We start from the raw sequence: 23,102 nt of genomic DNA on the forward strand, positions 1-23,102 counted from the left end.
GCCAGGCGGAGCACACCCCCGCGGACGGTACCCCTCACCTGCCGCCGCGTTTCGAAGAGAGCATCCACCCGCCATGCTTCAGTTCCTCATCCGCAGGCTGACCGGCGCCGTCGTCATCATGTTCCTGATCGGCGCCTTCACGTTCTTCCTGTTCTACACAGTTCCACAGGACTTCGCTGCGCTGTCCTGCGGCAAGAACTGCTCGCCCGAGAACCTCGCGGTGATCCGCGAGAACCTGGGTCTGGACAAGCCCATCACCACCCAGTTCTGGGAGTTCATGTCGGGCATCGTGGCCGGCCGCGACTTCCCGCAGGGGCACTGCTCCGCGCCGTGCCTGGGTGTCTCCTTCGAAAGCGGCGAGTTCGTCTGGGACTCCATCATCGACCGCTTCCCGCTGACGCTGTCGCTGACCGTCGGCGGTCTCGTGATCTTCCTCATCCTGGGCCTCGGCTCGGGTCTGCTGGCCGCCTGGAAGCGCGGCACCGTGGTCGACAAGGTCGTCAGCGGCGCCTCCATCGTGCTCAGCTCCTTCCAGATCTACCTGCTCGGCCCGATCGTCCTCGGCCTGCTGGTCTACAGCACGGGCATCATGGAGTTCCCGAAGTACCACAACTTCACCGAGGAGCCCGGAGCCTGGTTCCTGGGGATGCTCATCCCCTGGGTGGTCATGGCCACCATCTTCACCGCGCAGTACACCCGTATGTCCCGCTCGACGATGATCGAGCAGCTCCAGGAGGAGCACGTCCGCACCGCGCGCGCCAAGGGCATGCGCCAGAGCTACGTGTTCTTCCGGTACGCCTGGCGCGGCTCCCTGATCCCGATCGTCACCATCCTCGGCATGGACCTCAGCGCCCTGCTGTCCGGCGCGGTGGTCACCGAGTTCACCTTCGACCTGGCCGGCATCGGCCGTCTCGCGGTGGACTCCTCGCTGACCAAGGACCTGCCGGTGACCATGGGTGTCATGCTGTTCGGAGCCTTCTTCATCCTGCTCCTGAACATCCTCGTCGACCTCGCCTACGCGTACATCGACCCGCGCGTACGGCTCAGCTAGGAGAAACACCGTGACCACACTGACCAAGACCGAAGGCGAGAAGGCCCCGACCGGGCCCGACTCCTTCCTCTCGGTCCGCGACCTGCGGGTGCGGTTCTCCACCGAGGACGGCATCGTCAAGGCGGTCGACGGGCTGTCCTTCGACGTCGAGCGCGGCAAGACCCTGGGCATCGTGGGCGAGTCGGGTTCCGGCAAGTCCGTGACCAACCTGACCGTGCTCGGGCTGCACAACCCCAAGACCACCACCGTGGAGGGCGAGATCCTCCTCGAGGGCCAGGACCTGGTGACCACTCCTGAGAAGGAGATGGAGAAGCTCCGCGGCAACAAGGTCGCGATGATCTTCCAGGACCCGCTGACGGCGCTCTCGCCGTACTACACGGTGGGCCGGCAGATCGCCGAGCCGTTCATGAAGCACACCGGCGCCTCCAAGAAGGAGGCCCGGGACCGGGCCATCGAGATGCTCACCAAGGTCGGCATCCCGCAGCCCAGGACCCGCGTCGACGACTACCCGCACCAGTTCTCCGGCGGTATGCGCCAGCGCGCCATGATCGCCATGGCCCTGGTCTGCGACCCGGACCTGCTGATCGCGGACGAGCCGACCACCGCCCTCGACGTGACCGTCCAGGCCCAGATCCTCGACCTGCTCAAGGACCTCCAGCAGGAGTTCGGGTCGGCGATCATCTTCATCACCCACGACCTCGGCGTCATCTCCGACATGGCCGACGACCTGCTGGTGATGTACTCCGGCCGGGCCGTGGAGCGCGGCGCCGTCCGCGAGGTGCTGCGCGAGCCGCGCCACCCCTACACCTGGGGCCTGCTCAGCTCGATGCCGCGCCTCGGCGGGAGCACCTCGCAGCCCCTGATGCCGATCCCCGGCTCGCCGCCCAGCCTGCTCAACCCGCCGTCCGGCTGCCCGTTCCACCCCCGCTGCACGTTCACGGACCAGGTGTCGGGCGACCGCTGCAGCACCGAGCGGCCCCCGCTGGGCGAGGGACGCGCCGCTGCCTGCCACCTGACGGCAGAGCAGAAGCAGACCATCTTCATCGACAAGATCCAGCCCCGGCTGCGCTAGGGAGATCCGAGACATGAGCGACAACCTCACCCTCCCCGCACAGCAGGGCTCCACCGGCGCGTCGACCGAGGCGCTGCTGAAGGTCGAGGGCCTCACCAAGCACTTCCCGATCTACGGCGGCTTCCCGATCAAGCGAAAGGTCGGTGCCGTGCAGGCCGTCGACAACGTCGACCTGACCGTCGGCGTCGGCGAGAGCGTCGGCCTGGTGGGTGAGTCGGGCTGCGGCAAGTCCACCACGGGCCGGCTCATCACCCGGCTCCTGGAGCCCACCGGCGGGAAGATCGAGTACGCGGGCCAGGACATCACGCACGCCAACCGGAAGAAGCTGGCGCCCGTGCGGTCCGAGATCCAGATGATCTTCCAGGACCCGTACTCCTCGCTGAACCCGCGCCAGACCGTCGGCACGATCATCAAGTCGCCGATGGAGGTCAACGGGATCAACCCCGCGGGCGGCCGGGAGAAGCGGGTCCGCGAGCTGCTCGAGCTCGTCGGCCTGAACCCGGAGCACTACAACCGCTTCCCGCACGAGTTCTCCGGCGGCCAGCGCCAGCGCATCGGCGTGGCCCGCGCGCTCGCGCTCAACCCGAAGCTGATCGTGGCGGACGAGCCGGTCTCCGCGCTCGACGTGTCGATCCAGGCGCAGGTCGTCAACCTGCTGCAGAAGGTCCAGGAAGAGATGGGCATCGCCTTCCTCTTCATCGCCCACGACCTCGCCGTCGTGCGGCACTTCTCGCAGCGCGTCGCCGTCATGTACCTGGGCAAGGTGGTCGAGGTCGGCGACCGCGACTCCATCTACAACCGCCCGCGCCACCCCTACACGCACGCCCTGCTCTCGGCCGTGCCCGAGGTGGCGGTGGACGACGAGACGGAGAACCGCGAGCGCATCCGCCTCGCCGGTGACGTCCCCTCGCCGATCTCGCCGCCGTCCGGCTGCCGCTTCCGCACCCGCTGCTGGAAGGCGCAGGACAAGTGCGCCACGGAGGAGCCGCCGCTGCTGCAGATCGGCGGCAACACCGAGGGCCACCTGACGGCGTGCCACTTCCCGGAGGAGCCCAGCGTCGAGGCGCGCTCCGAGGACGTCGTGATGGACCCGGCGCTGAAGGCGCTGGAGAAGGACGGGGACGTCTCCAAGGACTGACGACCCTTCTTCTCGAAGGACGCGAGCCCTGAGGACCGGGGGCGGGAGGACACGCACCTCCCGCCCCCGGTCCTTTCGCATGCGCCCGTCCGGTGGATCTTGCACCCCGTACGGCCCAGGCGGGCGTGCGCCGCGGGGGGGCCCGCTCCCAGGCTGGCCCGGTAAGGGACCCGGGTACGAGGAGGCACCCCATGCGCACCACCACGCACGCCAGATGGGCCGTCTGCGCGATGGCGCTCGCCCTCGCCACGGCGGGGTGCGGCGGCGGGGGAGACAGCGGTGACTCCGAGGCCGTGCTGAGCGCCTCCTGGGGCGACCCGCAGAACCCGCTGGAGCCGTCGAACACCAACGAGGTGCAGGGCGGCAAGGTCCTCGACATGATCTTCCGGGGCCTGAAGCGGTACGACCCGGAGACCGGCGAGGCGCAGGACATGCTCGCCGAGAAGATCGAGACGTCGGACTCGCAGAACTTCACCATCACCGTCAAGGACGGCTGGACCTTCAGCAACGGCGAGAAGGTCACCGCCCAGTCCTTCGTGGACGCCTGGAACTACGGCGCCAGCCTGCGCAACAACCAGCGCAACGCGTACTTCTTCGGCTACATCGAGGGCTACGACAAGGTGCACCCGGAGGAGGGCGAGCAGACTGCGGACACCCTGTCCGGGCTGAAGGTCACCGGCGAGCGCACCTTCACCGTGAAGCTCACCCAGAAGTTCTCGACGTTCCCCGACACCCTCGGCTACGCGGCCTTCGCGCCCCTGCCCCGGGCGTTCTTCGACGACCACGACGCCTGGGTGAAGAAGCCCATTGGCAACGGGCCCTACCTGGTCGAGTCGTACACGCGCGGGTCGCAGATGGCGCTGCGCAAGTGGGACGACTACCCGGGCGACGACAAGGCGGAGAACGGCGGCGTCGACCTGAAGGTCTACACCGACAACAACACCGCCTACACCGATCTGCTGGCCGGCAACCTCGACCTGGTCGACGACGTGCCCGCCGCGCAGCTGAAGAACGTGAAGAACGACCTGGGCGACCGGTACCTGAACACCCCCGCCGGCATCATCCAGACCCTCGCCTTCCCGTTCTACGACCCGGCGTGGAACACCGAGGGCGCCAAGAAGGTCCGCCAGGGCCTGTCCATGGCGATCGACCGGAAGCAGATCACCGACACGATCTTCCAGAAGACCCGCACCCCGGCCACCGACTGGACCTCCCCGGTGCTCGGCGAGGACGGCGGCTTCCAGGACGGACTGTGCGGGGACTTCTGCGAGTTCAAGCCCGACGAGGCGAAGAAGCTGATCGAGGAGGGCGGCGGACTGCCCGGCGGCAAGGTGACCATCACCTTCAACGCCGACACCGGCTCCCACCGCGAGTGGGTCAACGCCGTCTGCAACTCCATCAACAACGCCCTGGACAACGAGCGCGCCTGCACCGCCAACCCGGTCGGCACCTTCGCGGACTTCCGCAACCAGATCACCGACCGGAAGATGACCGGTCCGTTCCGGGCCGGCTGGCAGATGGACTACCCGCTCATCCAGAACTTCCTCCAGCCGCTGTACTACACCAACGCCTCGTCCAACGACGGCAAGTGGTCCAACAAGCAGTTCGACGACCTGGTGAACCGCGCCAACCAGGAGACCGACACCGCCAAGGCCGTCGACCTGTTCCAGCAGGCCGAGGGGGTCGTCCGGGACAACATGGCGGCGATCCCGCTCTGGTACCAGAACGGCAGCGCCGGCTGGTCCGACCGGCTCTCCAACGTCAAGCTCAACCCCTTCAGCGTCCCCGTCTACAACGAGATCAAGGTCAGCTGATCCGCCATGGGGCGCTACGTCGTCCGGCGGCTGCTCCAGATGATCCCGGTCTTCATCGGGGCCACGCTGCTGATCTTCCTGATGGTCAACGTGATGGGCGACCCCATCGCGGGACTGTGCGGCGAGCGGCAGTGCGACCCGGCGACGGCCGCCCGTCTCGAGCAGGAGTTCGGCCTCGACAAGCCGGTCTGGCAGCAATACCTGACGTACATGGGGAACCTCTTCACCGGTGACTTCGGCACGGCCTTCAACGGCCAGGAGGTCACCGAGCTGATGGCGACGGCGTTCCCCGTCACGATCCGGCTCACCCTGATCGCGATCCTCTTCGAGATCGTCATCGGCGTCACCCTCGGCGTGGTCACCGGACTGCGCCGGGGCCGCCCGGTGGACACCGGGGTGCTGCTGCTGACCCTCGTGGTGATCTCCGTGCCCACCTTCGTCACCGGTCTGCTGCTCCAGCTGCTGCTCGGGGTGAAGTGGGGCTGGATCCGGCCCTCGGTGTCCTCCGAGGCGCCCTTCGACGAGCTGATCCTGCCCGGCCTGGTGCTGGCGTCGGTGTCCCTCGCCTACGTCACCCGGCTGACCCGCACCTCCATCGCGGAGAACCGCCGCTCCGACTACGTCCGCACCGCCGTCGCCAAGGGCCTGCCCCGGCGCCGGGTCGTCGTCCGGCACCTGCTGCGCAACTCGCTGATCCCCGTGGTGACGTTCATCGGCGCCGACATCGGCTTCCTGATGGGCGGGGCGATCGTCACCGAGCGGATCTTCAACATCCACGGCGTCGGCTACCAGCTCTACCAGGGCATCCTGCGGCAGAACACGCAGACGGTGGTCGGCTTCGTCACCGTGCTGGTGCTGGTCTTCCTCGTCGCCAACCTCGTCGTCGACCTCCTGTACGCCGTACTCGACCCGAGGATCCGCTATGTCTGACCGTCCTGACGAACCCGAGGCCGCCATCGCGGGCACCAGCATGGGCGGCGCCATGGACCTGGGCGTCGACGAGGCCGAGACCCTGGAAAAGGCAACGGCCGGCCCGGACGGCGCCGGACCGGAGGACCGGCCGCGCTCGCTGTGGTCGGACGCCTGGCGGGACCTGCGCCGCAACCCCGTGTTCATCATCTCCGCGCTGGTCATCCTGTTCCTGGTCTTCATCTCCCTGTGGCCGTCGGCGATCACCTCCGGCTCCCCCCTGAAGTGCGACCTGTCCAAGGCGCAGGAGGGCTCACAGCCCGGCCACCCCTTCGGCTTCGACGGGCAGGGCTGCGACGTCTACACCCGCACCGTGTACGGGGCCCGCACCTCCGTCACGGTCGGCGTGCTCGCCACGCTCGGGGTCGCCGTCCTCGGCAGTGTGCTGGGCGCGCTCGCCGGGTTCTTCGGCGGGCTCTCCGACTCGGTCCTGTCCCGGATCACCGACGTCTTCTTCGCCATCCCGGTCGTCCTCGGCGGCCTGGTGCTGCTGTCCGTCATCACCAGCAACACCGTCTGGCCCGTCATCGGCTTCATCGTGCTGCTCGGCTGGCCGCAGATCTCCCGCATCGCCCGCGGCGCCGTCATCACCGCCAAGCAGAACGACTACGTGCAGGCGGCGCGGGCGCTCGGCGCCTCCAACTCCCGGCTGCTGCTGCGGCACATCGCGCCCAACGCGGTCGCCCCGGTCATCGTCGTCGCGACCATCGCGCTGGGCACGTACATCGCCCTGGAGGCGACCCTGTCGTACCTCGGGGTGGGGCTGAAGCCGCCCAGCGTCTCCTGGGGCATCGACATCTCCTCGGCCTCGCCCTACATCCGCAACGCCCCGCACGCGCTGCTGTGGCCCTCCGGGGCGCTGGCCATCACGGTCCTGGCGTTCATCATGCTCGGCGACGCGGTGCGCGACGCCCTCGACCCGAAGCTGAGGTGAGCCGCGGTGCTGCTCGAAGTGCGCGACCTGCACGTGGAGTTCCGGACCCGGGACGGGGTGGCGAAGGCGGTCAACGGGGTCACCTACGGTGTGGACGAGGGGGAGACCCTGGCCGTGCTCGGCGAGTCCGGCTCCGGCAAGTCGGTGACCGCGCAGGCCGTGATGGGCATCCTCGACACCCCGCCGGGGCGGATCACCGGCGGGGAGGTGATGTTCCAGGGCCGGGACCTGCTGAAGCTCAAGGAAGAGGAGCGCCGGAGGATCCGGGGCGCCGAGATGGCGATGATCTTCCAGGACGCGCTGTCCGCCCTGAACCCGGTGATCACCGTGGGCGACCAGCTCGCCGAGATGTTCACCGTGCACCGGGGCCTGTCCCGCAAGGACGCGCGGGCCAAGGCGGTCGAGCTGATGGACCGGGTGCGCATCCCGGCCGCGCGGGAGCGGGTGCGGCAGTACCCGCACCAGTTCTCCGGCGGCATGCGCCAGCGCATCATGATCGCGATGGCGATCGCCCTGGAGCCGGCGCTGATCATCGCCGACGAGCCGACCACCGCCCTCGACGTCACCGTGCAGGCGCAGGTGATGGAGCTGCTCGCGGAGCTCCAGCGGGAGTACCGGATGGGGCTCATCCTCATCACCCACGACCTGGGCGTGGTCGCCGACGTCGCCGACCGCATCGCGGTGATGTACGCGGGGCGGATCGTGGAGTCGGCGCCGGTGCACGACATCTACAAGGCCCCGGCGCACCCGTACACGCGGGGCCTGCTGGACTCCATCCCGCGCCTGGACCACAAGGGCCGGGAGCTGTACGCCATCAAGGGCCTGCCGCCCAACCTCACCCGCATCCCCCCGGGCTGCCCCTTCCATCCGCGCTGCCCGCTGGCCCGGGACGTGTGCACCACCGACGACCCGCCGCTGTACGAGGTCTCCGGCACGCGCGGGAGCGCCTGCCACTTCTGGAGGGAGTGCCTGGATGGCTGAGCCGATCCTGGAGGTCAGCGGCCTGGTCAAGCACTATCCGCTGACCCGGGGCATCGTCTTCCGCAAGCACGTCGGGGCCGTGAAGGCCGTCGACGGCGTGGACTTCCGGCTGGACGCGGGCGAGACGCTGGGCATCGTGGGGGAATCCGGCTGCGGCAAGTCGACGGTCGCCAAGATGCTGGTCAACCTGGAGCGGCCGACGGCCGGTTCGATCCGCTACAAGGGCGAGGACATCACCCGGCTGTCCGGCAAGGCGCTCAAAGCGGTGCGCCGCAACATCCAGATGGTCTTCCAGGACCCGTACACCTCGCTCAACCCGCGGATGACGGTGGGCGACATCATCGGGGAGCCGTACGACATCCACCCCGAGGTCGCGCCGAAGGGGGACCGGCGGCGCCGGGTGCAGGAACTGCTGGACGTGGTGGGCCTGAACCCGGAGTACATCAACCGCTATCCGCACCAGTTCTCCGGCGGCCAGCGGCAGCGCATCGGCATCGCGCGGGGGCTGGCGCTGCGCCCCGAGGTGATCGTCGCCGACGAGCCGGTGTCCGCGCTGGACGTGTCGGTGCAGGCGCAGGTCATCAATCTGATGGACCGGCTGCAGAGCGAGTTCGACCTGTCCTACGTCTTCATCGCGCACGACCTGTCGATCGTCCGGCACATCTCCGACCGGGTCGGGGTGATGTACCTCGGCCGGATCGTGGAGACCGGCACGGACACCGAGATCTACGACCATCCCACCCACCCCTACACCCAGGCGCTGCTCTCCGCCGTGCCCGTGCCCGACCCGAGGGCGCGGGAGCACCGGGAGCGGATCGTGCTCACCGGGGACGTGCCGTCGCCGACGAACATCCCCTCCGGCTGCCGCTTCCGCACCCGCTGCTGGAAGGCGCGGGAGCGGTGCGCGGTGGAGGTGCCCGCGCTGGCGGTGCCGCCCTGGTTCGCGGAGGCCGGGGGCCCGGCGGCGCACGACTCGGCGTGCCACTTCGCGGAGGAGAAGCACGTGGTGCCGGTGGAGGACGGGCCGAAGTGACGCGGCCCGGAACGGGTACGGGCCGGGGTGACATGGCGCACCCCGGCCCGTTCACGGCACCCGCACGGCCGTACGCTGACCAGCCTTCCCTGTCCGTATATCGGTACCGCTTCCGGTGAGTTGCCCCGGTGTTAACGCGTGGCGGAGGCGTCCGGGAGGGACAGGGAGCGCTTGAGGAAGCCGAGCTGGAGGCGGAGCAGGTTCTCGGCGACCTCCTCCTGCGGGGTCATGTGCGTGACGCCGGACAGCGGCAGCACCTCGTGCGGGCGGCCGGCCGCGAGCAGGGCGGAGGACAGCCGCAGGGAGTGGGCGACCACCACGTTGTCGTCCGCCAGGCCGTGGATGATCATCATCGGCCGGTGCTGCTCGGCCGCGTCGACCAGACCGGCGTCGTCGATCAGGGAGTTGCGGCGGTAGACCTCCGGCTGTTCGTCCGGGTGCCCGAGGTAGCGCTCCTGGTAGTGGGTGTCGTACAGGCGCAGGTCGGTGACCGGGGCGCCGACCACGGCCGCGTGGAAGACGTCGGGGCGGCGCAGGACGGCGAGGGCGGCCAGGTAGCCGCCGAAGGACCAGCCGCGGATCGCGACCCGGTCCAGGTCCAGCGGGAAGTCCCCGGCGAGCGCCTGGAGCGCGTCGACCTGGTCCTGGAGGACGACGGCCGCGAGGTCGTCCTTGACGGACTTCTCCCAGGCGGGGGAGTGTCCCGGGGTGCCGCGCCCGTCGGCCACGACCACCGCGAACCCCTGGTCGGCGAACCACTGCGAGGTCAGGTGCGGATTGTGGGCGGCCACCACCCGCTGGCCGTGCGGACCGCCGTAGGGGTCCATGAGCACCGGCAGAGGGGTGTCACCGGCGTAGTCCCGAGGCATAAGCACGGCGCACGGGATGCGGCGTGCGCCCCCCTGTGTCAGCGTCACGCGGGGGGACAAACCGGGGTCTTCGGCGTACGAGGGGACAGTCGCCGTCTGTTTCCCGTCACGCAGTACCCGCACCCGCGAACCTGGCCGATCCAGGGTCGCCGAGACCAGCACCGTGACCCCTCCGGAGCGCACCGCCGTGTGCACGCCGGGCTCCTCCGAGACGCGCTCCACGCCCAGTTCGTTCACCCGGTAGACATGGACCTCGCCAATTTCCGCAGCGGCCGCCTCCGCCCCCGCCGACGCCGAGACCAGCACGTCGTCGTCCGAGACGTCGAGCACCGCACGAATGTGCAACTGCGGTCCGGTGAGCGGTCGTTCACCCACGGCGAGGCGCCGGGCGCCCCCCTCGTCGGCGATCCGGACCAGCTGTCCTGAGGGGCTCCAGCAGGGCACACCGGGGAAAAGTTCCAGCCATTCCGGATCTTCGTCGGCGTGCACCATCCGGGTCGCGCCGGTGTCCGGGTCGACGGCCAGGATCAGCTGCGCCCGCTGGTCGCGCGCCTGTACGAGCAGCAGCGGGGCACCCGCCCCTGACCAGTGCACTCGCGCGAGATACGGGTAGCGCTTGCGGTCCCAGGAGACCTCCGTGCGCGCGCCTTCGAGGTCCACGACGAACAGCCGTACGTCCGCGTTCGGGGTGCCGGCCGCCGGGTAGCGGACGCGGTGCGGCGCACGGTCCGGGTGGGCCGGGTCGGAGATCCACCACTCCCGCACCGGCGTGTCGTCCACCCGCGCCACCAGCAGCCGGTCCGACTCCGGGGACCACCAGAAGCCGCGCGAACGGCTCATCTCCTCGGCCGCGACGAACTCGGCCAGCCCGTAGGCGACCTCCTCCGACTCGGGGGTGGTGAGCGCGCGGTCGTCCGCCCCCTCCGCCGAGACCACCCGCAGCGCGCCCCGCGCGACGTACGCGACATGCCGTCCGTCGGGTGAAGGACGGGGGTCGATCACCGGTCCCGGCACGGGCAGTTCCCGTGCCGTGCCGGCCCGCAGCTCGGCCGTGAAAAGCCGCCCTGACAAGGCGAAAGCCGCCAACTCCACGGCCGCGTCGGTGGCGTAGCCGATGATGCCGGCGCCTCCCTCACGGCTGCGTTCGCGCCGCGCGCGCTCCTCGGCGGAGAGCTGCTCCGAAGCGCCGCCCAGGAGGGCGCGCGGGTCGGCGGCCACGCGCTCCCCGCCCCCGTCCGTGTCGAGCACCCAGAGGGCGTTGGCCCGGTCCGTGCCGGAGCCTGAGCGGAGGAACACGACACGTGAGCCGTCGGGCGCCACGCTGAAGGAACGCGGCGCGCCGAGGGTGAAGCGGAGGGTGCGGGCGTGCCGCCGGGGGAAGGAGTCCGTCTCGGTCGTCATGCCCTGACCATATTGGCCATGCGCCCCCTTGTGCGGCCGTGCGCCGATCGATGCGCACGTACGGATAGTTATGATCGTTAGCGCATAGTGGGTATGAACCTGCTGCCTGCTGTGTGGACGTACTGCCCCCATATTCCTGTCCCCCCGCGCCCCTGGGATCCTTGGAGGTGAGCCGCCGTGGCACTCTCGATTTCGGCGGTGGTGCTGCTGGCGATCATCGTCTTCCTGCTGATCAAGAAGTCGGGACTGAAAGCAGGACACGCGATCGTGTGCATGCTGCTCGGCTTCTACCTGGCCTCGTCGACGATCGCCCCCACGATCAGTGAAGTGACCTCCAACATCGCGGGGATGATCGGCAGCCTCAACTTCTGAGTGCGGCCGTCGCCGGCCTCTCGCGTGTTACCCGCCGGTAAGCCATGATGGCCGGGCCAGCATTCACGCGCGCAGGGCGGAGCCGACGGTGACGACATCCGAGGAACAGAGCCAGGGACGCAAGCCGACGCGGACCAGGGTCCACGTCTTCCGTGACGACGCCCTGGGCGACCTGGACGCGGTGGGTCTCGCCGCGGCGATCCGGCGGGGCGAGGTGAGCGCCGCCGAGGTCGCCCGCGACGCGGCGGCCCGGGTCCGGGACGCCGACGCCCAGCTGGACGCCGTCCAGGTGCGTCTCGACGTCCCCGCCCGTCATGACGCCGACGGCGGCGCGTTCGCCGGGGTGCCGACCTTCGTGAAGGACAACACCGACTTCGCGGGTCTGCCCACGGGCCACGGCAGCGCCGCCTTCGTGCCGCGCCCGGCCCGGCGGCACGCCGGCTTCACCCGCCAGCTGCTGAGCACGGGCGTCACGGTGCTGGGCAAGACGCGGCTGCCCGAGTTCGGCTTCAGCCCCAGCACGGAGTTCGAGGAGGGCCCGCCGGTCCGCAACCCGTGGAACACCGGCCATTCGGCGGGCGGTTCGTCCGGCGGCAGCGCGGCCCTGGTCGCCGCGGGCGCCGTGCCGGTCGCGCACGCCAACGACGGCGGCGGCTCCATCCGCATCCCGGCCGCCTGCTGCGGTCTCGTCGGCCTCAAGCCGACCCGCGGCCGGACCGTGCCGAACGCGCAGGGCCGCCAACTCCCCATAGACATCGTGGTGGACGGCGTCGTGAGCCGTACGGTGCGGGACAGCGCGGCGTTCCTCGCGGCGGCGGAGCTGCACCACCGCAACCCGAAGCTGCCCTCCCTCGGACTGGTCGAGGGCCCCTCGGACCGCCGGCTGCGGATCGGACTCCTCGTCGACTCCCCGAACGGCGCCCGCACCGACGACGCCACCCGCGCGGCCGTCACCGACACGGCCCGGCGGCTGGAAGGTCTCGGCCACACGGTGACCCCGGTGGAGCTGGCCATCGACCCGCGCTTCACCGAGGACTTCCTCACCTACTGGGGCCTGCTGTCGTTCCTCATCGGCGCCACGGGACGCACCATGGGCGCGGAGTTCGACCGCCATCGCATGGACGGCCTGAGCCGCGGCCTGCGCGCCACCTACGTCGCCAACTGGCGCCGTACGCCGGGTGTGTTGCGGCGGCTGCGGCGGACGCGGGAGGCGTACGCGGCGGCGTTCCGGGGACTGGACGTCATCCTGTCCCCGGTCCTGGCCCACACCAGCCCGCCGCTGGGCCACCTCAACCCGTCCGTTCCGTACGCCACGCTGATCGAACGCATCCTGGCCTACGTGGCGTTCACCCCGGTCAACAACGTCGTGGGCACCCCTTCGATCTCCCTCCCGGCCGCGTCCCTGACACCGGAAGGTCTGCCGATCGGCGTGATGTTCTCGGGCCGGCCGGGCGCCGAACGGACGCTGCTGGAGCTGGCGTTCGAGCTTGAGGCGGAGCAGGGGTTCCCCGGCATCCGGGACGTCTAGAGGTCAGAGCAGAAGCAGGACCGCCGCGCCCCAGAGGACCGTCAGGGCGACCAGTGGGGGCCCCACGGGCATGCCCTGGCGGTCGGTGAGGGCCTCGCCCGCCGGGCGGAGGTCCGGGCGCAGCAGGAGGGCGCGGAGCTCGTCGGCGACGCGCTGCGCGCCCGGTTCGCGTCCCAGGCGGCGCTCCAGCCAGGCCCAGCCGGTGGGGGAGACGCGCACGGCGTCGTCCTCGGCGCGGCCGATGTCGATGCCGTCGTCCCGGTGCGTCACGGAGAGGACGGCCTCCCACGGGACGCGCCGGACGCGCCAGGCCGTCAGCACCCACAGCCCGTCGCGGTCGGCGGTGATGCGCCAGGTGGTCGCGGTCGCCACGGACGGCACGAGCCACGGCAGGGTGACGGCGAGCATCAGCCAGTGCCAGGACGGGCCGTCCTCCAGCGCGGCCCACACGCCGCCGCCCTGCACGACCAGCAGCCCCGCGCCGAGCCCCCGCGAGAAGCCGTGCGCCCGCCACACCCGCGGCTCCGCCGAGGGCGTCAGACCGGCGGCGATCTCCTCGACCGGCCGCCGGGGGTGCTTCCGCCCGCGCGCCTGCGCACCGCCCGTGTTCCACTGTGGGACGGCCGGCTTCACCGAGGTGACGCTGCACTCGACCGCGACCTCCGGGTCGTTCTCGTCGTCCCGCGCGACGAAGGCGACCTCCGCGCCGGTGTAGGGGGCGCCGTACAGGACGGCCTCCCGCAGGGGAGGGGCGGGCCCGTCAGCGCGCAGGGTCGCCGCGAGCCGCTCCAGGCCGGGGTTGTCGTCCTCCGTCTCGAAGTCGTCGTCGTCCTCCTCACCGCCGTCGTCGTCGGCGTACAGCGAGTGGAACCACAGCACGGGCCGGCGGCCCCCGGTGTCGTCGGCCGCGTACACCCACGTACGGCCGTCCTCCTCGCCCTCGCGCACCAGCACATGCAGCACGGGCAGCGGCCCGCTCCGCAGCCGCCGCGCGCCGAGCCGCCCGGCGACGCCGTTCACCAGGAACGCGAGCCCGGTCACGGAGCAGGCCAGCACCAGGAGTTCCCATCCGAAGGCGTCGTACGGCTCGGCGACCAGCACGGCCTGGTCGCCGTCCACGACGAGATCGACGCGGGTGTCGACGGGGAAGTCCTCGGGGAAGGCCGTCTCGATGCGGTGGGCACGCCCCTCGGCGGTGACGGTGAGGAGGCCGTCGTCCTCGTCCACGGCGGTGACCTCACCGGAGAGGTGGGAGGCGGTGGCGGCGCGCTTCTCGTAGGCGTCGGCGACCCCGAGGGCTTGGTGGACGCCGAAGCCGGCGACGGCCAGGAAGAGGACGGCCAGTACGAAGGACATCCGACCCCGGCGGAAGTTCCGGGCGGCGTCGGGGAGCGGCTGGGTGGCCGACCCGGCGGCCTCCAACGCCAGCGCGCGCTGGCGTCCGGCGACGGCCAGCCGGTGCACGAGCCCGGTCACGGCGAACCCGGTGGCGAGCAGATACGCGAGCGCGGAGGGCCGGGCGAACGCGGTGACGCCGTCCTCCACAGCGAGGGCGAGCACGGTGAACGCGAGCCCGCCGATGGCGAGCCGCGGCTGCCGCCACACCCAGTACAGGGACAACACGAGAACGACGGCCACCGCGAGCCCTGTCCAGTCGCTCCCGCACGGCTCGGCGGACGTACAGGCGGGCACGGGCCCGGCCGCCACCTCCCACGCGACGGAGACGGCCAACGCGAGGACGGCGAACAGCGGATGCGCCCAACGCGCGGGCACGGCATCGAGCCAACGACGGACGTCGGCGGTCCGCCACTGGGGAGTCCCGGGAGGTATGTGCTCCGCGGGCAACGGCACGGGTTGTCTGGACACCCGCGCATTATGACCGGACCTGGGCGTCTGTCCGCGTTCGCCTCAGACGACCGTGAAGTACGGCTGCCCGCGCAGGGCCCATACGCACAGGGCGCCGTTCTCCTGCCGGAGTTGACCGAGGGACTTCTCGCCGTGACGCCGGGTGAGCCGAGCCCACAGGGCGTCGTGCGCGCCCTCGACGGCGACCTTCCGCTCGTCGGTGTCCCAGTGCAGCGACTCGCTGATCCCACCGGGAGAGAGTCCGTCCGGAGGCGGGAACGTGCGGCGGATCTCCGCCACGGCGTCCTCGGGATCCCGCTCCGGGGAGAAGACGATGAACGCGGACATCCGGCATGTCATCGACTCTCGCGTCGAAGTGCTCGCCTCGAAGAGGCTGATGTGATGTCCGCGGACGTCGACACACTCGTCACGGATGACGACGTCGAGCGCCCGCAGCCAGGGCACACCCGCTTCGATCTCCCGCACGCGGGCGAGCAGCTTCTCCGCAGCCGACTCCCGCTCGGCCCGCACCTCCGCGGAGGCGGCGATCCGCCTCAGCATCCATTTCGGCGGCCAGAAACGGGAGGGCCGCAGGACCGCGAACCCGAACACGAACAGCAGCCCGACCGCCTCACCGGTCCTGCGCCGCAGCGACCTCACGCGGGACCGTCGTGGCCCACGGAGGTGAGAAAGCCGGCCCAGGCGGCCGGGGCGAAGGTGAGGCGGGGGCCGTCGGTGGTCTTGGAGTCGCGGACGTGGATGGTGGTGGGGTCCGTGGCGATCTCGACGCAGGAGTCGCCCTCGCTGCCGCTGCTGTAGCTGCTCTTGAACCACACGAGGTCGGAGTCAGTGCTTCGGATCATGTCTCCCCCAGCAGATCTTCGACGAAGGTGATGGACTCGCGCGGTGTCAGTGCCTGAGCGCGGATGATGCCGCAACGCAGCTCCAGAATACGGAGTTGGCGTAGGTCCGACACCGGTCGGCCGCCGGCCACGGCCGGTGATCGTCCGACCGCCGTACCGTCCGCGAACTTCAGGACCTCGATGCCACCGTCCACTCCGGCGTGCTCCTGTCGGTCCGTCGGCATCACCTGCAGCTCGACGGTGGGCAACGCCGCGACGGTCAGCAGGTGTTCCAACTGCGTGCGCAGCACCTCCCTGCCGCCCAGGGGGCGGCGGAGCGTCCACTCCTCCAGGATGAAGCCGAGTTCCGGCGCGGGATCGCGGTCGAAGATCGCACGGCGGGCCACGCGCGCCGAGGCGAACCGCTCCACCTCCTCGGCCGAGTAGGCCGGACGGCGCATGGACAGCAGGGCGCGTGCGTACTCGGGCGTCTGCAACAGGCCGTGGATGTGGAGCGGATCGTAGAGCTGAAGCTCCACCGCCCGCGCCTCCATCTGCGCGAGATCCCGCACCTTCTTCGGGTACCGGACCTTCCTCACGTCCTCCTTCATCGCCGCGACGAGACCGCCCGCCCTCAACACCTCGTCCGCCGTGTCCAGGTACTCGGGGCGAGGAATCCGCTTGCCGCTCTCGATCTTGTAGACGAGGTCCTCGCCGTACCCGACGGCCACCGCGAACTCGGGCACGCGCAGGCCCACGGCCTCCCGCCGCAGCTTCAACTGCCGTCCCACGGTGGCCACGACCGCCAGCGCCCAGTCGTCGTCCGGGTCCACCTCCCAGCCCGGTTCGTCCGCCTGGTCCGTCCCGGGCCCGACCCGTACCGCCTCACCGTTCACCGCCATGTGCGTGCCCCTCCGTGGTGCCGTTCCGTGTTCGCGGCTCCGCGCGCGGCATACCGGCCGACAGTCCGGACACGACCGGACAAGCAGTGGACGGTCACTCTACGCAGCGCTGCGATCACTCATCACGGTACGGCCGTTCGGCCACGCTGAGTCACGTGAATCAGGAAATCGCCCTCACAAGGACCACCCGCCCCGATGCCCAAGTGCGGCACATCAGCGTGCTGTTGTCGTCGACCGCGCGGGGCGCCCGCCTCGCCCGCCTGCTCGCCGTGGACGCGCTGCGGAGCTGGGGTGTTCCGTACGAGACGGCCGGGCAGGTCGTCGCCGAGCTGGCCGCCAACGCCGCCACGCACGGACGCGTGCCCGGCCGCAGCTTCCGGCTGACGCTGTACGTCGTCGGCGCCACGCTCCGCGTCGAGGTCACCGACACGCGCGGTGACCGCCGGCCCGTGCTGCGCGAGCCCGACGGCATCGCGGAGTCGGGCCGCGGGCTCTTCCTCGTGGACGCGCTCGCCGACCGCTGGGGAGTCGCCGAGGGCCGCCACCCCCGTAAGACGGTCTGGGCGGAGATCGACCTCACTCCGGCACCGGAACGCGGAACGTCGCGCTTCGGTGACGTCGGCGGCTAGAAGACCAAAGAACTCGGGGGAAAAGCACCCCACCAAGCCCCACCCCTCCCGCCCGCGATCTCGCTCACTCGGGCGGGTGAACCCTCTCGAACCGGCTGGATTTCCTCGCCGTCCAGGCCCCACGCTCAGCGCAGGGCAACGCACAACGCCCCACCACAACCGCAGACATGAGACGGCCCCCGCCGGGACGGCAATCCCAGGGCGAGGGCCTGACCACCGAGGAAGACAGGACCTTCCCGTGGGTATCCAGAACCCTAGCGTGCCCCCGCGCACGCCGACCCGCGTTGCGGGCAACAAGCACCCGAACCGGGTCCACCGCACCGCCGGCGGGCTCGAGCACGAGAACACCCGCCACGACACCCGCTTCGTGGTGATCGGCAACCACCTGGCCCAGCACCCGAAGCTCTCGCTCCTCGCCATCGGCCTCGGCACCCACCTCCAGTCCCTGCCGAAGGGCGCCCCCGCCGACATCAAGACCCTCGCCGCGCGCTTCCCCGAGGGGGCGACCCGTATCGCAGCCGCGCTGCGGGAGCTGGAGGCCCACGGCTATCTGCGGCGGGAGCGCGTCCGCACGCCCTCCGGCCGCATCGTCACCCGCACGATCTCCTGCAACCAGCCGGCCGCCGCCCGGCAGCGGGCGGAGCAGCCGTGCCGGGAAAGTGCGCCGCCCGCGCCGCGCGAGAAGCGGGTGCGCAAGGCGCTCCCCGCCGTGCCGCGGCCCGCGTACTCCGGACCCGGGCTCCTCCAGGCCGCCGTCGACCTCCTCGCCGACCTGCGCCGCCACGACTCCCGCCTGCTCCTCTCGGCCGAGGACACCGCCCACCTGGCGCCCGGTGTCGCGGCCTGGCTCGAACGCGACGTGACCCCCGCGGCCGTACGCCGTGCCCTGACGGCCGACCTGCCGCCCGAGGGCCTACGGCGTCCGGCAGCCCTCCTGGCCCACCGCCTCGCCTCCCAGCTCCCGCCCCCCGCCCCGTTCCGGGCCCAGGCCGCCGCCCCGCCGCCGCCCGTCCGCCACCCGCTCCGCACCTGCGACGGCTGCGACCGCGCCTTCCGCGCCCCCGCCCCCACGACCCACTGCCGCGACTGCCGAACCGACCTCCAGGAGGCCGCCTAGCATGAACGTGACGACCCTTGCCCCTGGGCACAGACCACGAGGAGCGAGCGCCATGGCCATCGCACCCGACGACGCTCGGCAGAACGCCTCCCACCTGTACCGGGCCATGCGCGACTTCGTGCAGTCGATGGACGACACGCTGCCCGGGAAGTTCGAGATCACCAGGGAAGGGATCGTCCACGACATGATGGCGCCCGTGAAGCAGCACGAGTTGACCGTGCTGCGTCTCCGGAAGCGGCTGGAGAAGGTCATGCCGGAGGAGATCGTCGCGCACACGGGCGAACCCGATGTGGAGGGCGAACCCGAGGGGATCATGCGCCGCCCCGACGTCATGGTGATCGCCGAGGAGGACATGGAAGGGGACGGCACCTTCGATGCCCGCACCCTGGTGGCCGCGGTTGAGATCGTCTCCCGGTCCAACCCCGACAACGACTGGGTCGGCAAGACGCGTGACTATCCCCTGCTCGGCGTCCCCGTCTACGCGGTCTTCGACCCCCGTACCGGCACCGGCGCCGTCTTCACGGACATCCACCCGACCCCGGACGGTCCCCGCTACGCCACCCGCAAGGACTTCGTCTACGGCGAGGACGTCACCATCGGCGAATGGACCATCCCCACGGACGGCCTGCCGCGCTACCGCGACGAGGAGAGCGGCCGGACGGGTCCGTCGGACGCGCCCCGCGCCACATAGGCTTGAGCCCATGACGGAACTGCCCGAGCGGCGTCTGATGCTGGTGCACGCGCACCCGGACGACGAGTCGATCAACAACGGCGCGACCATGGCGCGCTACGCGGCCGAGGGCGCCCACGTGACGCTGGTCACCTGCACCCTCGGTGAGCGGGGCGAGGTCATCCCGCCCGAGCTGCGGCACCTCAGCGGCGCCGCCCTCGGCGGACACCGGCTCGGCGAGCTGCGCGCGGCCATGGCGGCGCTCGGCGTCACGGACTTCCGGCTGCTCGGCGGGGCCGGGCGGTACAGCGACTCCGGGATGATGGGCCTGCCCGACAACGACGACCCCGGCTGCTTCTGGCAGGCCGACGTCGACCAGGCCGCCGGACTGCTCGCCGACGTCATCCTCGAGGTACGGCCGCAGGTGCTGGTGACGTACGACGAGAACGGCGGCTACGGACACCCCGACCACATCCAGGCCCACCGCGTCGCCATGCGCGCCGTCGAACTGGCCGCCGGACGTGGGTGGGACGTGCCCAAGGTCTACTGGAACCGCGTCCCCCGCTCCGTGGCCGAGGAAGCCTTCGCCCGGCTGGAACGCGACCTGCCCGACCTGCCCTTCGACAAGGCGGCCACGGTGCGGGACGTCCCCGGCGTGGTCGACGACGACCGGATCACCACCGCCGTCGACGGCACCGCGTACGCCGGCGCGAAGGCCGCCGCGATGCGCGCCCACGCCACCCAGATCACCGTCGCCGACGACCAGCCGTACTTCGTACTGTCCAACGAGCTCGCACAGCCGCTGTTCACCACCGAGTACTACGAACTGGTGCGCGGCGAACGCCCCGCGGGCCGTGAGGACGACCTCTTCGCGGGCGTCACCGGCGGAGCGGCGTCATGAGCGGCGACCGCGCGCCCCTGATGGCGCAGCCCCTGCGCCCCCCGTCCCCGGGACGCGCCGCCGCCCTGCTCGGACTGGTGGTGCTCGGCGCCCTGATCGGCGTCGCCGGGGCGCTGGTCCAGCCCGCGTGGTTCCCGGGCGGGCTGCTGCTGGCCCTCGCCGGCGAGGCCGGGACGGTGCTCGGGGCGGCACGGCTGACCCGGAGCAAGTCCGGGGGCATCGCCGTCGCCGCCGGCTGGATGATCACTGTCGTGCTGCTCACGGTCAGCCGTCCGGAAGGCGACTTCCTGTTCGCCGCGGGCAGTGGCTCCTACCTCTTCCTGCTCGGCGGCATCGCCGTGGCTGTGATCTGCGCCACCTTTGGACCCGGGAAGCAACCGCACACGGGCCCCGCCCGACTTCGCAAGTGACGTACCACTTCGCCGTGCCAGGGGCGTGATGGTCCGGTGTGGGTTTCCCCGGCGGTACTGGGATACAGGCCGGATATGGCCAGTAAGGTGGTGCGCGCCGCCGAGCCTCCCTCGAACCCTCGGCCTCGCCCGAGCTGGGAGGACCCCCACCGTGAGGTCGTGACGGGCGGCGGAGCCAACCGGGAGAACCTGCCTTGAGTCGTGAAACTGACACTCCGTCCTCCGGGCCTGACGGGCGCGGCGGAGCCGCCTACCCGTCGGGCACCCCGCCCTACGGGATCCCGGCGATTCCGGAGGGCACGGACGCGGGCCGTCCGGCCGCGCGGCCGGAGGAACGCAAGACCGAGACCACGCTGACGACCCGGATCCGGATCAACATCCCCGGGTCGCGCCCGATTCCGCCGGTCGTCGTGCGCAAGCCCGTCACGGACGCGGACAGCAAGAAGGCGGCCGCCGACACCGAGGCAGCCGCCGGACCCGCTCCCGCCGCACCCGCCGCCGACCCGTCGAGCCGCCCGCGCGGCCCGCGCGGCCCGCGCGGCCGAGAGTGCGGACAGGCCCGCCGCCGAGGAGAAGCCCGCGAGCGACTGGTTCGCGCCACGCAAGTCCCCGGGAGGCAAGCCCGGTCAGGCCGGCGGCCCGGCCAACGGCGCGCCGGCGCCCGGCACTTCCGGCGCGCCCTCCGGCGCCGCTCCCGGGACGCCCTCCGGTGCGCCGACGGCGCCGCGCCCAAGGCCCCGGCGGCGCTCCCAAGGCACCGGGTGCCGGACCCAAGGCGCCGGGTGGCCCGTCCGCCCCGAACGGCGCCCGTCCCGGCGCCGGACGTCCCGGCGGCGTGGTCGGCTCCATGGGCGCTCCGGCGCACCCCGTCCGGGTGGCGCGAAGGCGCCCTCAGGACCCACCGGTGCGACCGGCGGACCCGTGGCTCCCGGGCACGGCGGCGGCACCGGCTCCTTCGACGTGACCGAGGCGCTGGCCGGCGCTCCCGGCGGCAACCGCGCCGACCGCGCCGGCGAAACCCGCTCGACGACCTGCCGTACTTCGCGGACCAGGCCAAGGGCGGCCCCGGCGCCCGCCCGGGCGCGGGCGTGCCCGGACCCGGGCGCCCCGGCGGCCCGAAGGCTCCCGTGGGACCCACCGGCGGCCCGGTCACCGGCGACGGTCCGATGACCCCGCCCGGCGGGGGCGCGCCCTTCACGGAGGAGCGCACCGGCTCGCACGCGATGCCCGGCGGCGGACTGAGCGACGACACCGCGATCCTCACCCCGCAGAAGCCCGCGGTGCCCGGCGACGCCGGCTACCCGCGCCACGACAACGTCTCCGGGCACACCGTGACCAGCGGCATCCCGGTGATCCCGCCGAGCGCCTCCTTCGACGCGCCCGGCATGGGCCCGAACGCCCCCGGCCCGCACACCCCGCCCAAGCTGCCCGACCCGGTCGGCACGCCCCCGGCCGGCTCCGCCAAGGCGCCGAAGAAGAAGGGCCGCAACAAGCTGGTCCTCCTCGCCACCGGCGTCGTCCTCGTCGCCGGCGTCGCCTACGGAGCGGGCCTGCTGATGAACCGTTCCGACGTGCCCAAGGGCACCACGGTGCTCGGCATCGAGATCGGCGGCGGCACCCGCGACGAAGCCGTCAAGAAGCTCGACGGCGCGCTCGACGGGCGGCTGAACAAGCCGCTGAAGCTGTCCGTCGACGGCAAGACCTTCGAACTCCAGCCGGACAACGCCGGTCTCCAGGTCGACGTCGACGCTACCGTCGGCAAGGCCGCCACCAGCGACTACAACCCGGTCAACGTGATCGGCTCGCTGTTCGGCCAGTCGCGCGTCGTCGAGCCGGAGATCCCCGTCGACCACGAGAAGCTGCAGGCCGCCCTGGAGAACGCCGCCGGAGGCGTCGGCACGGTCAAGGAGGGCTCGATCACCTTCGAGTCCGGCAAGGCCGTCCCGGTGTACCCGCAGGCGGGCAAGGGCGTCGACGTCGCCAAGGCGGCCGACGTGGTCGCCGCCGCGTACCGCACGCAGGTGGAGACCGGCACCGCCGCCGCGGTGAACGTCCCGACGACGACCCGGCAGCCGAAGGTCACCAAGGCCGAGGTCGACCGGATGATGAAGGAGTTCGCCGAGCCGGCGATGTCCGACCGGGTCACCGTGCAGACCGACGCGGCGCACTCGGTGCCGATGAGCCCCGAGAAGTCGCTGTGGAAGTTCCTGCGCGTCGAGGCGGTCAACGGCAAGCTTGTCGAGAAGCCCGACCTGAAGGCCCTGAAGGACCTGTACGGCCAGGCCTTCGACGGCGTGCTCATCACCCGCGGCAACGGGGAGAAGACCCCCGTCACCCCGCAGGACGTCTACGGCGCCCTGCGCCAGGCGCTCGTCAGCAAGGGCGACCGCACGGCCGTCATCGAGACGAACGCGAGCTGACGGACGACAGCAACCCGGCGCACCCCAGCGCACGCGAGCGGCGCCGCACGGACACACCCGTGCGGCGCCGCTCTCGTACAGGCGCGTGTGTGCGGTGCGCGGTGACCGGTACTGGGGCCTCCCGGGCAATCGGGGCCGGCGGGCATGACATCTGTCATGGCGGGCTCACGACCGCCGACACTGCCGGGCGCCCGCCCCTGACCG

General features: G+C 71.4%; 21 protein-coding genes. 16 read left to right on the forward strand and 5 right to left on the reverse strand.

Annotated features, from left to right (window positions below; genetic code table 11):
* Positions 1-73 precede the first annotated feature (73 nt).
* From AY578_RS21600 to AY578_RS21635, 8 genes are all read left to right on the forward strand, one after another.
* Entirely contained in the window at positions 74-1,051 is a 978-nt protein-coding gene (locus tag AY578_RS21600; RefSeq protein WP_019522304.1) for an ABC transporter permease, read from the forward strand.
* 10 nt (positions 1,052-1,061) lie between these two features.
* Positions 1,062-2,123: an ABC transporter ATP-binding protein gene (locus AY578_RS21605; RefSeq protein WP_019522303.1), complete on the forward strand. Its 1,062-nt coding sequence runs from the start codon at positions 1,062-1,064 to the stop codon at positions 2,121-2,123.
* Positions 2,124-2,136: 13 nt separating this feature from the next.
* On the forward strand, positions 2,137-3,261 hold the full coding sequence (locus AY578_RS21610; protein WP_136238467.1) for an ABC transporter ATP-binding protein: 1,125 nt from the start codon (positions 2,137-2,139) through the stop codon (positions 3,259-3,261).
* 191 nt (positions 3,262-3,452) lie between these two features.
* On the forward strand, positions 3,453-5,075 hold the full coding sequence (locus tag AY578_RS21615; protein ID WP_028959381.1) for a peptide ABC transporter substrate-binding protein: 1,623 nt from the start codon (positions 3,453-3,455) through the stop codon (positions 5,073-5,075).
* A gap of 6 nt (positions 5,076-5,081) precedes the next feature.
* Entirely contained in the window at positions 5,082-6,005 is a 924-nt protein-coding gene (locus tag AY578_RS21620; RefSeq protein WP_028959380.1) for an ABC transporter permease, read from the forward strand.
* A complete protein-coding gene (locus AY578_RS21625) occupies positions 5,998-6,978 on the forward strand; it encodes an ABC transporter permease (protein ID WP_215188452.1) in 981 nt (326 codons plus the stop codon). The genes AY578_RS21620 and AY578_RS21625 overlap by 8 nt, the downstream gene beginning before the upstream one ends.
* Positions 6,979-6,984: 6 nt before the next feature.
* Positions 6,985-7,959 carry an ABC transporter ATP-binding protein gene (locus tag AY578_RS21630; RefSeq protein ID WP_019522298.1) on the forward strand — a complete coding sequence of 325 codons (975 nt, stop codon included), beginning with the start codon at positions 6,985-6,987 and terminating at the stop codon, positions 7,957-7,959.
* A complete protein-coding gene (locus tag AY578_RS21635) occupies positions 7,952-8,992 on the forward strand; it encodes an ABC transporter ATP-binding protein (RefSeq protein WP_028959379.1) in 1,041 nt (346 codons plus the stop codon). The genes AY578_RS21630 and AY578_RS21635 overlap by 8 nt, the downstream gene beginning before the upstream one ends.
* A 131-nt stretch (positions 8,993-9,123) precedes the next feature.
* Here the strand turns inward: AY578_RS21635 and AY578_RS21640 are convergent, their stop codons facing one another.
* On the reverse strand, positions 9,124-11,262 hold the full coding sequence (locus AY578_RS21640; RefSeq protein WP_161107478.1) for a S9 family peptidase: 2,139 nt from the start codon (positions 11,260-11,262) through the stop codon (positions 9,124-9,126).
* Positions 11,263-11,439: 177 nt separating this feature from the next.
* On the opposite strand from AY578_RS21640, the gene AY578_RS21645 reads away from it, so the two are divergent.
* Together AY578_RS21645 and AY578_RS21650 are read left to right on the forward strand one after the other, a co-directional pair.
* Positions 11,440-11,634: a hypothetical protein gene (locus tag AY578_RS21645; RefSeq protein ID WP_026243428.1), complete on the forward strand. Its 195-nt coding sequence runs from the start codon at positions 11,440-11,442 to the stop codon at positions 11,632-11,634.
* Positions 11,635-11,722: 88 nt separating this feature from the next.
* Positions 11,723-13,162, forward strand: a complete 1,440-nt coding sequence (locus AY578_RS21650) for an amidase (protein ID WP_019522294.1) — start codon at positions 11,723-11,725, stop codon at positions 13,160-13,162.
* A gap of 3 nt (positions 13,163-13,165) precedes the next feature.
* On the opposite strand, the gene AY578_RS21655 is transcribed toward AY578_RS21650, so the two are convergent.
* From AY578_RS21655 to AY578_RS21670, 4 genes are all read right to left on the reverse strand, one after another.
* Positions 13,166-14,935, reverse strand: coding sequence for a hypothetical protein (locus tag AY578_RS21655; RefSeq protein WP_258904268.1), 1,770 nt, complete (start codon positions 14,933-14,935; stop codon positions 13,166-13,168).
* Between the two features lie 135 nt (positions 14,936-15,070).
* On the reverse strand, positions 15,071-15,667 hold the full coding sequence (locus tag AY578_RS21660) for a hypothetical protein (RefSeq protein ID WP_258904269.1): 597 nt from the start codon (positions 15,665-15,667) through the stop codon (positions 15,071-15,073).
* Complete coding sequence (locus tag AY578_RS21665; RefSeq protein WP_019522291.1) at positions 15,664-15,870, reverse strand: DUF397 domain-containing protein; 207 nt, start codon at positions 15,868-15,870, stop codon at positions 15,664-15,666. The genes AY578_RS21660 and AY578_RS21665 overlap by 4 nt, the downstream gene beginning before the upstream one ends.
* Positions 15,867-16,751 carry a helix-turn-helix domain-containing protein gene (locus tag AY578_RS21670; protein ID WP_019522290.1) on the reverse strand — a complete coding sequence of 295 codons (885 nt, stop codon included), beginning with the start codon at positions 16,749-16,751 and terminating at the stop codon, positions 15,867-15,869. The genes AY578_RS21665 and AY578_RS21670 overlap by 4 nt, the downstream gene beginning before the upstream one ends.
* Positions 16,752-16,906: 155 nt before the next feature.
* Between AY578_RS21670 and AY578_RS21675 the strand changes: the two genes are divergently transcribed.
* From AY578_RS21675 to AY578_RS21700, 6 genes are all read left to right on the forward strand, one after another.
* Positions 16,907-17,380 carry an ATP-binding protein gene (locus AY578_RS21675; RefSeq protein WP_258904283.1) on the forward strand — a complete coding sequence of 158 codons (474 nt, stop codon included), beginning with the start codon at positions 16,907-16,909 and terminating at the stop codon, positions 17,378-17,380.
* Between the two features lie 238 nt (positions 17,381-17,618).
* Positions 17,619-18,497 (forward strand): helix-turn-helix domain-containing protein, encoded by an 879-nt coding sequence (locus AY578_RS21680; protein WP_258904285.1) that lies wholly within the window; start codon positions 17,619-17,621, stop codon positions 18,495-18,497.
* Positions 18,498-18,549: 52 nt separating this feature from the next.
* A complete protein-coding gene (locus tag AY578_RS21685) occupies positions 18,550-19,188 on the forward strand; it encodes a Uma2 family endonuclease (RefSeq protein ID WP_019522287.1) in 639 nt (212 codons plus the stop codon).
* 10 nt (positions 19,189-19,198) lie between these two features.
* Positions 19,199-20,068 (forward strand): N-acetyl-1-D-myo-inositol-2-amino-2-deoxy-alpha-D-glucopyranoside deacetylase, encoded by an 870-nt coding sequence (mshB, locus tag AY578_RS21690; RefSeq protein ID WP_136238476.1) that lies wholly within the window; start codon positions 19,199-19,201, stop codon positions 20,066-20,068.
* On the forward strand, positions 20,065-20,478 hold the full coding sequence (locus tag AY578_RS21695; RefSeq protein WP_019522285.1) for a DUF6113 family protein: 414 nt from the start codon (positions 20,065-20,067) through the stop codon (positions 20,476-20,478). The genes mshB and AY578_RS21695 overlap by 4 nt, the downstream gene beginning before the upstream one ends.
* A 1,127-nt stretch (positions 20,479-21,605) precedes the next feature.
* The gene (locus AY578_RS21700; RefSeq protein WP_258904294.1) at positions 21,606-22,898 is read left to right on the forward strand and encodes a hypothetical protein; all 1,293 of its coding nucleotides are present in this window, start codon (positions 21,606-21,608) and stop codon (positions 22,896-22,898) included.
* Positions 22,899-23,102 lie beyond the last annotated feature (204 nt).

Origin of the sequence: Streptomyces thermocarboxydus, from assembly GCF_024760485.1 — a bacterium.
In the GTDB taxonomy this organism is placed as follows: Bacteria; Actinomycetota; Actinomycetes; order Streptomycetales; family Streptomycetaceae; genus Streptomyces; species Streptomyces cellulosae.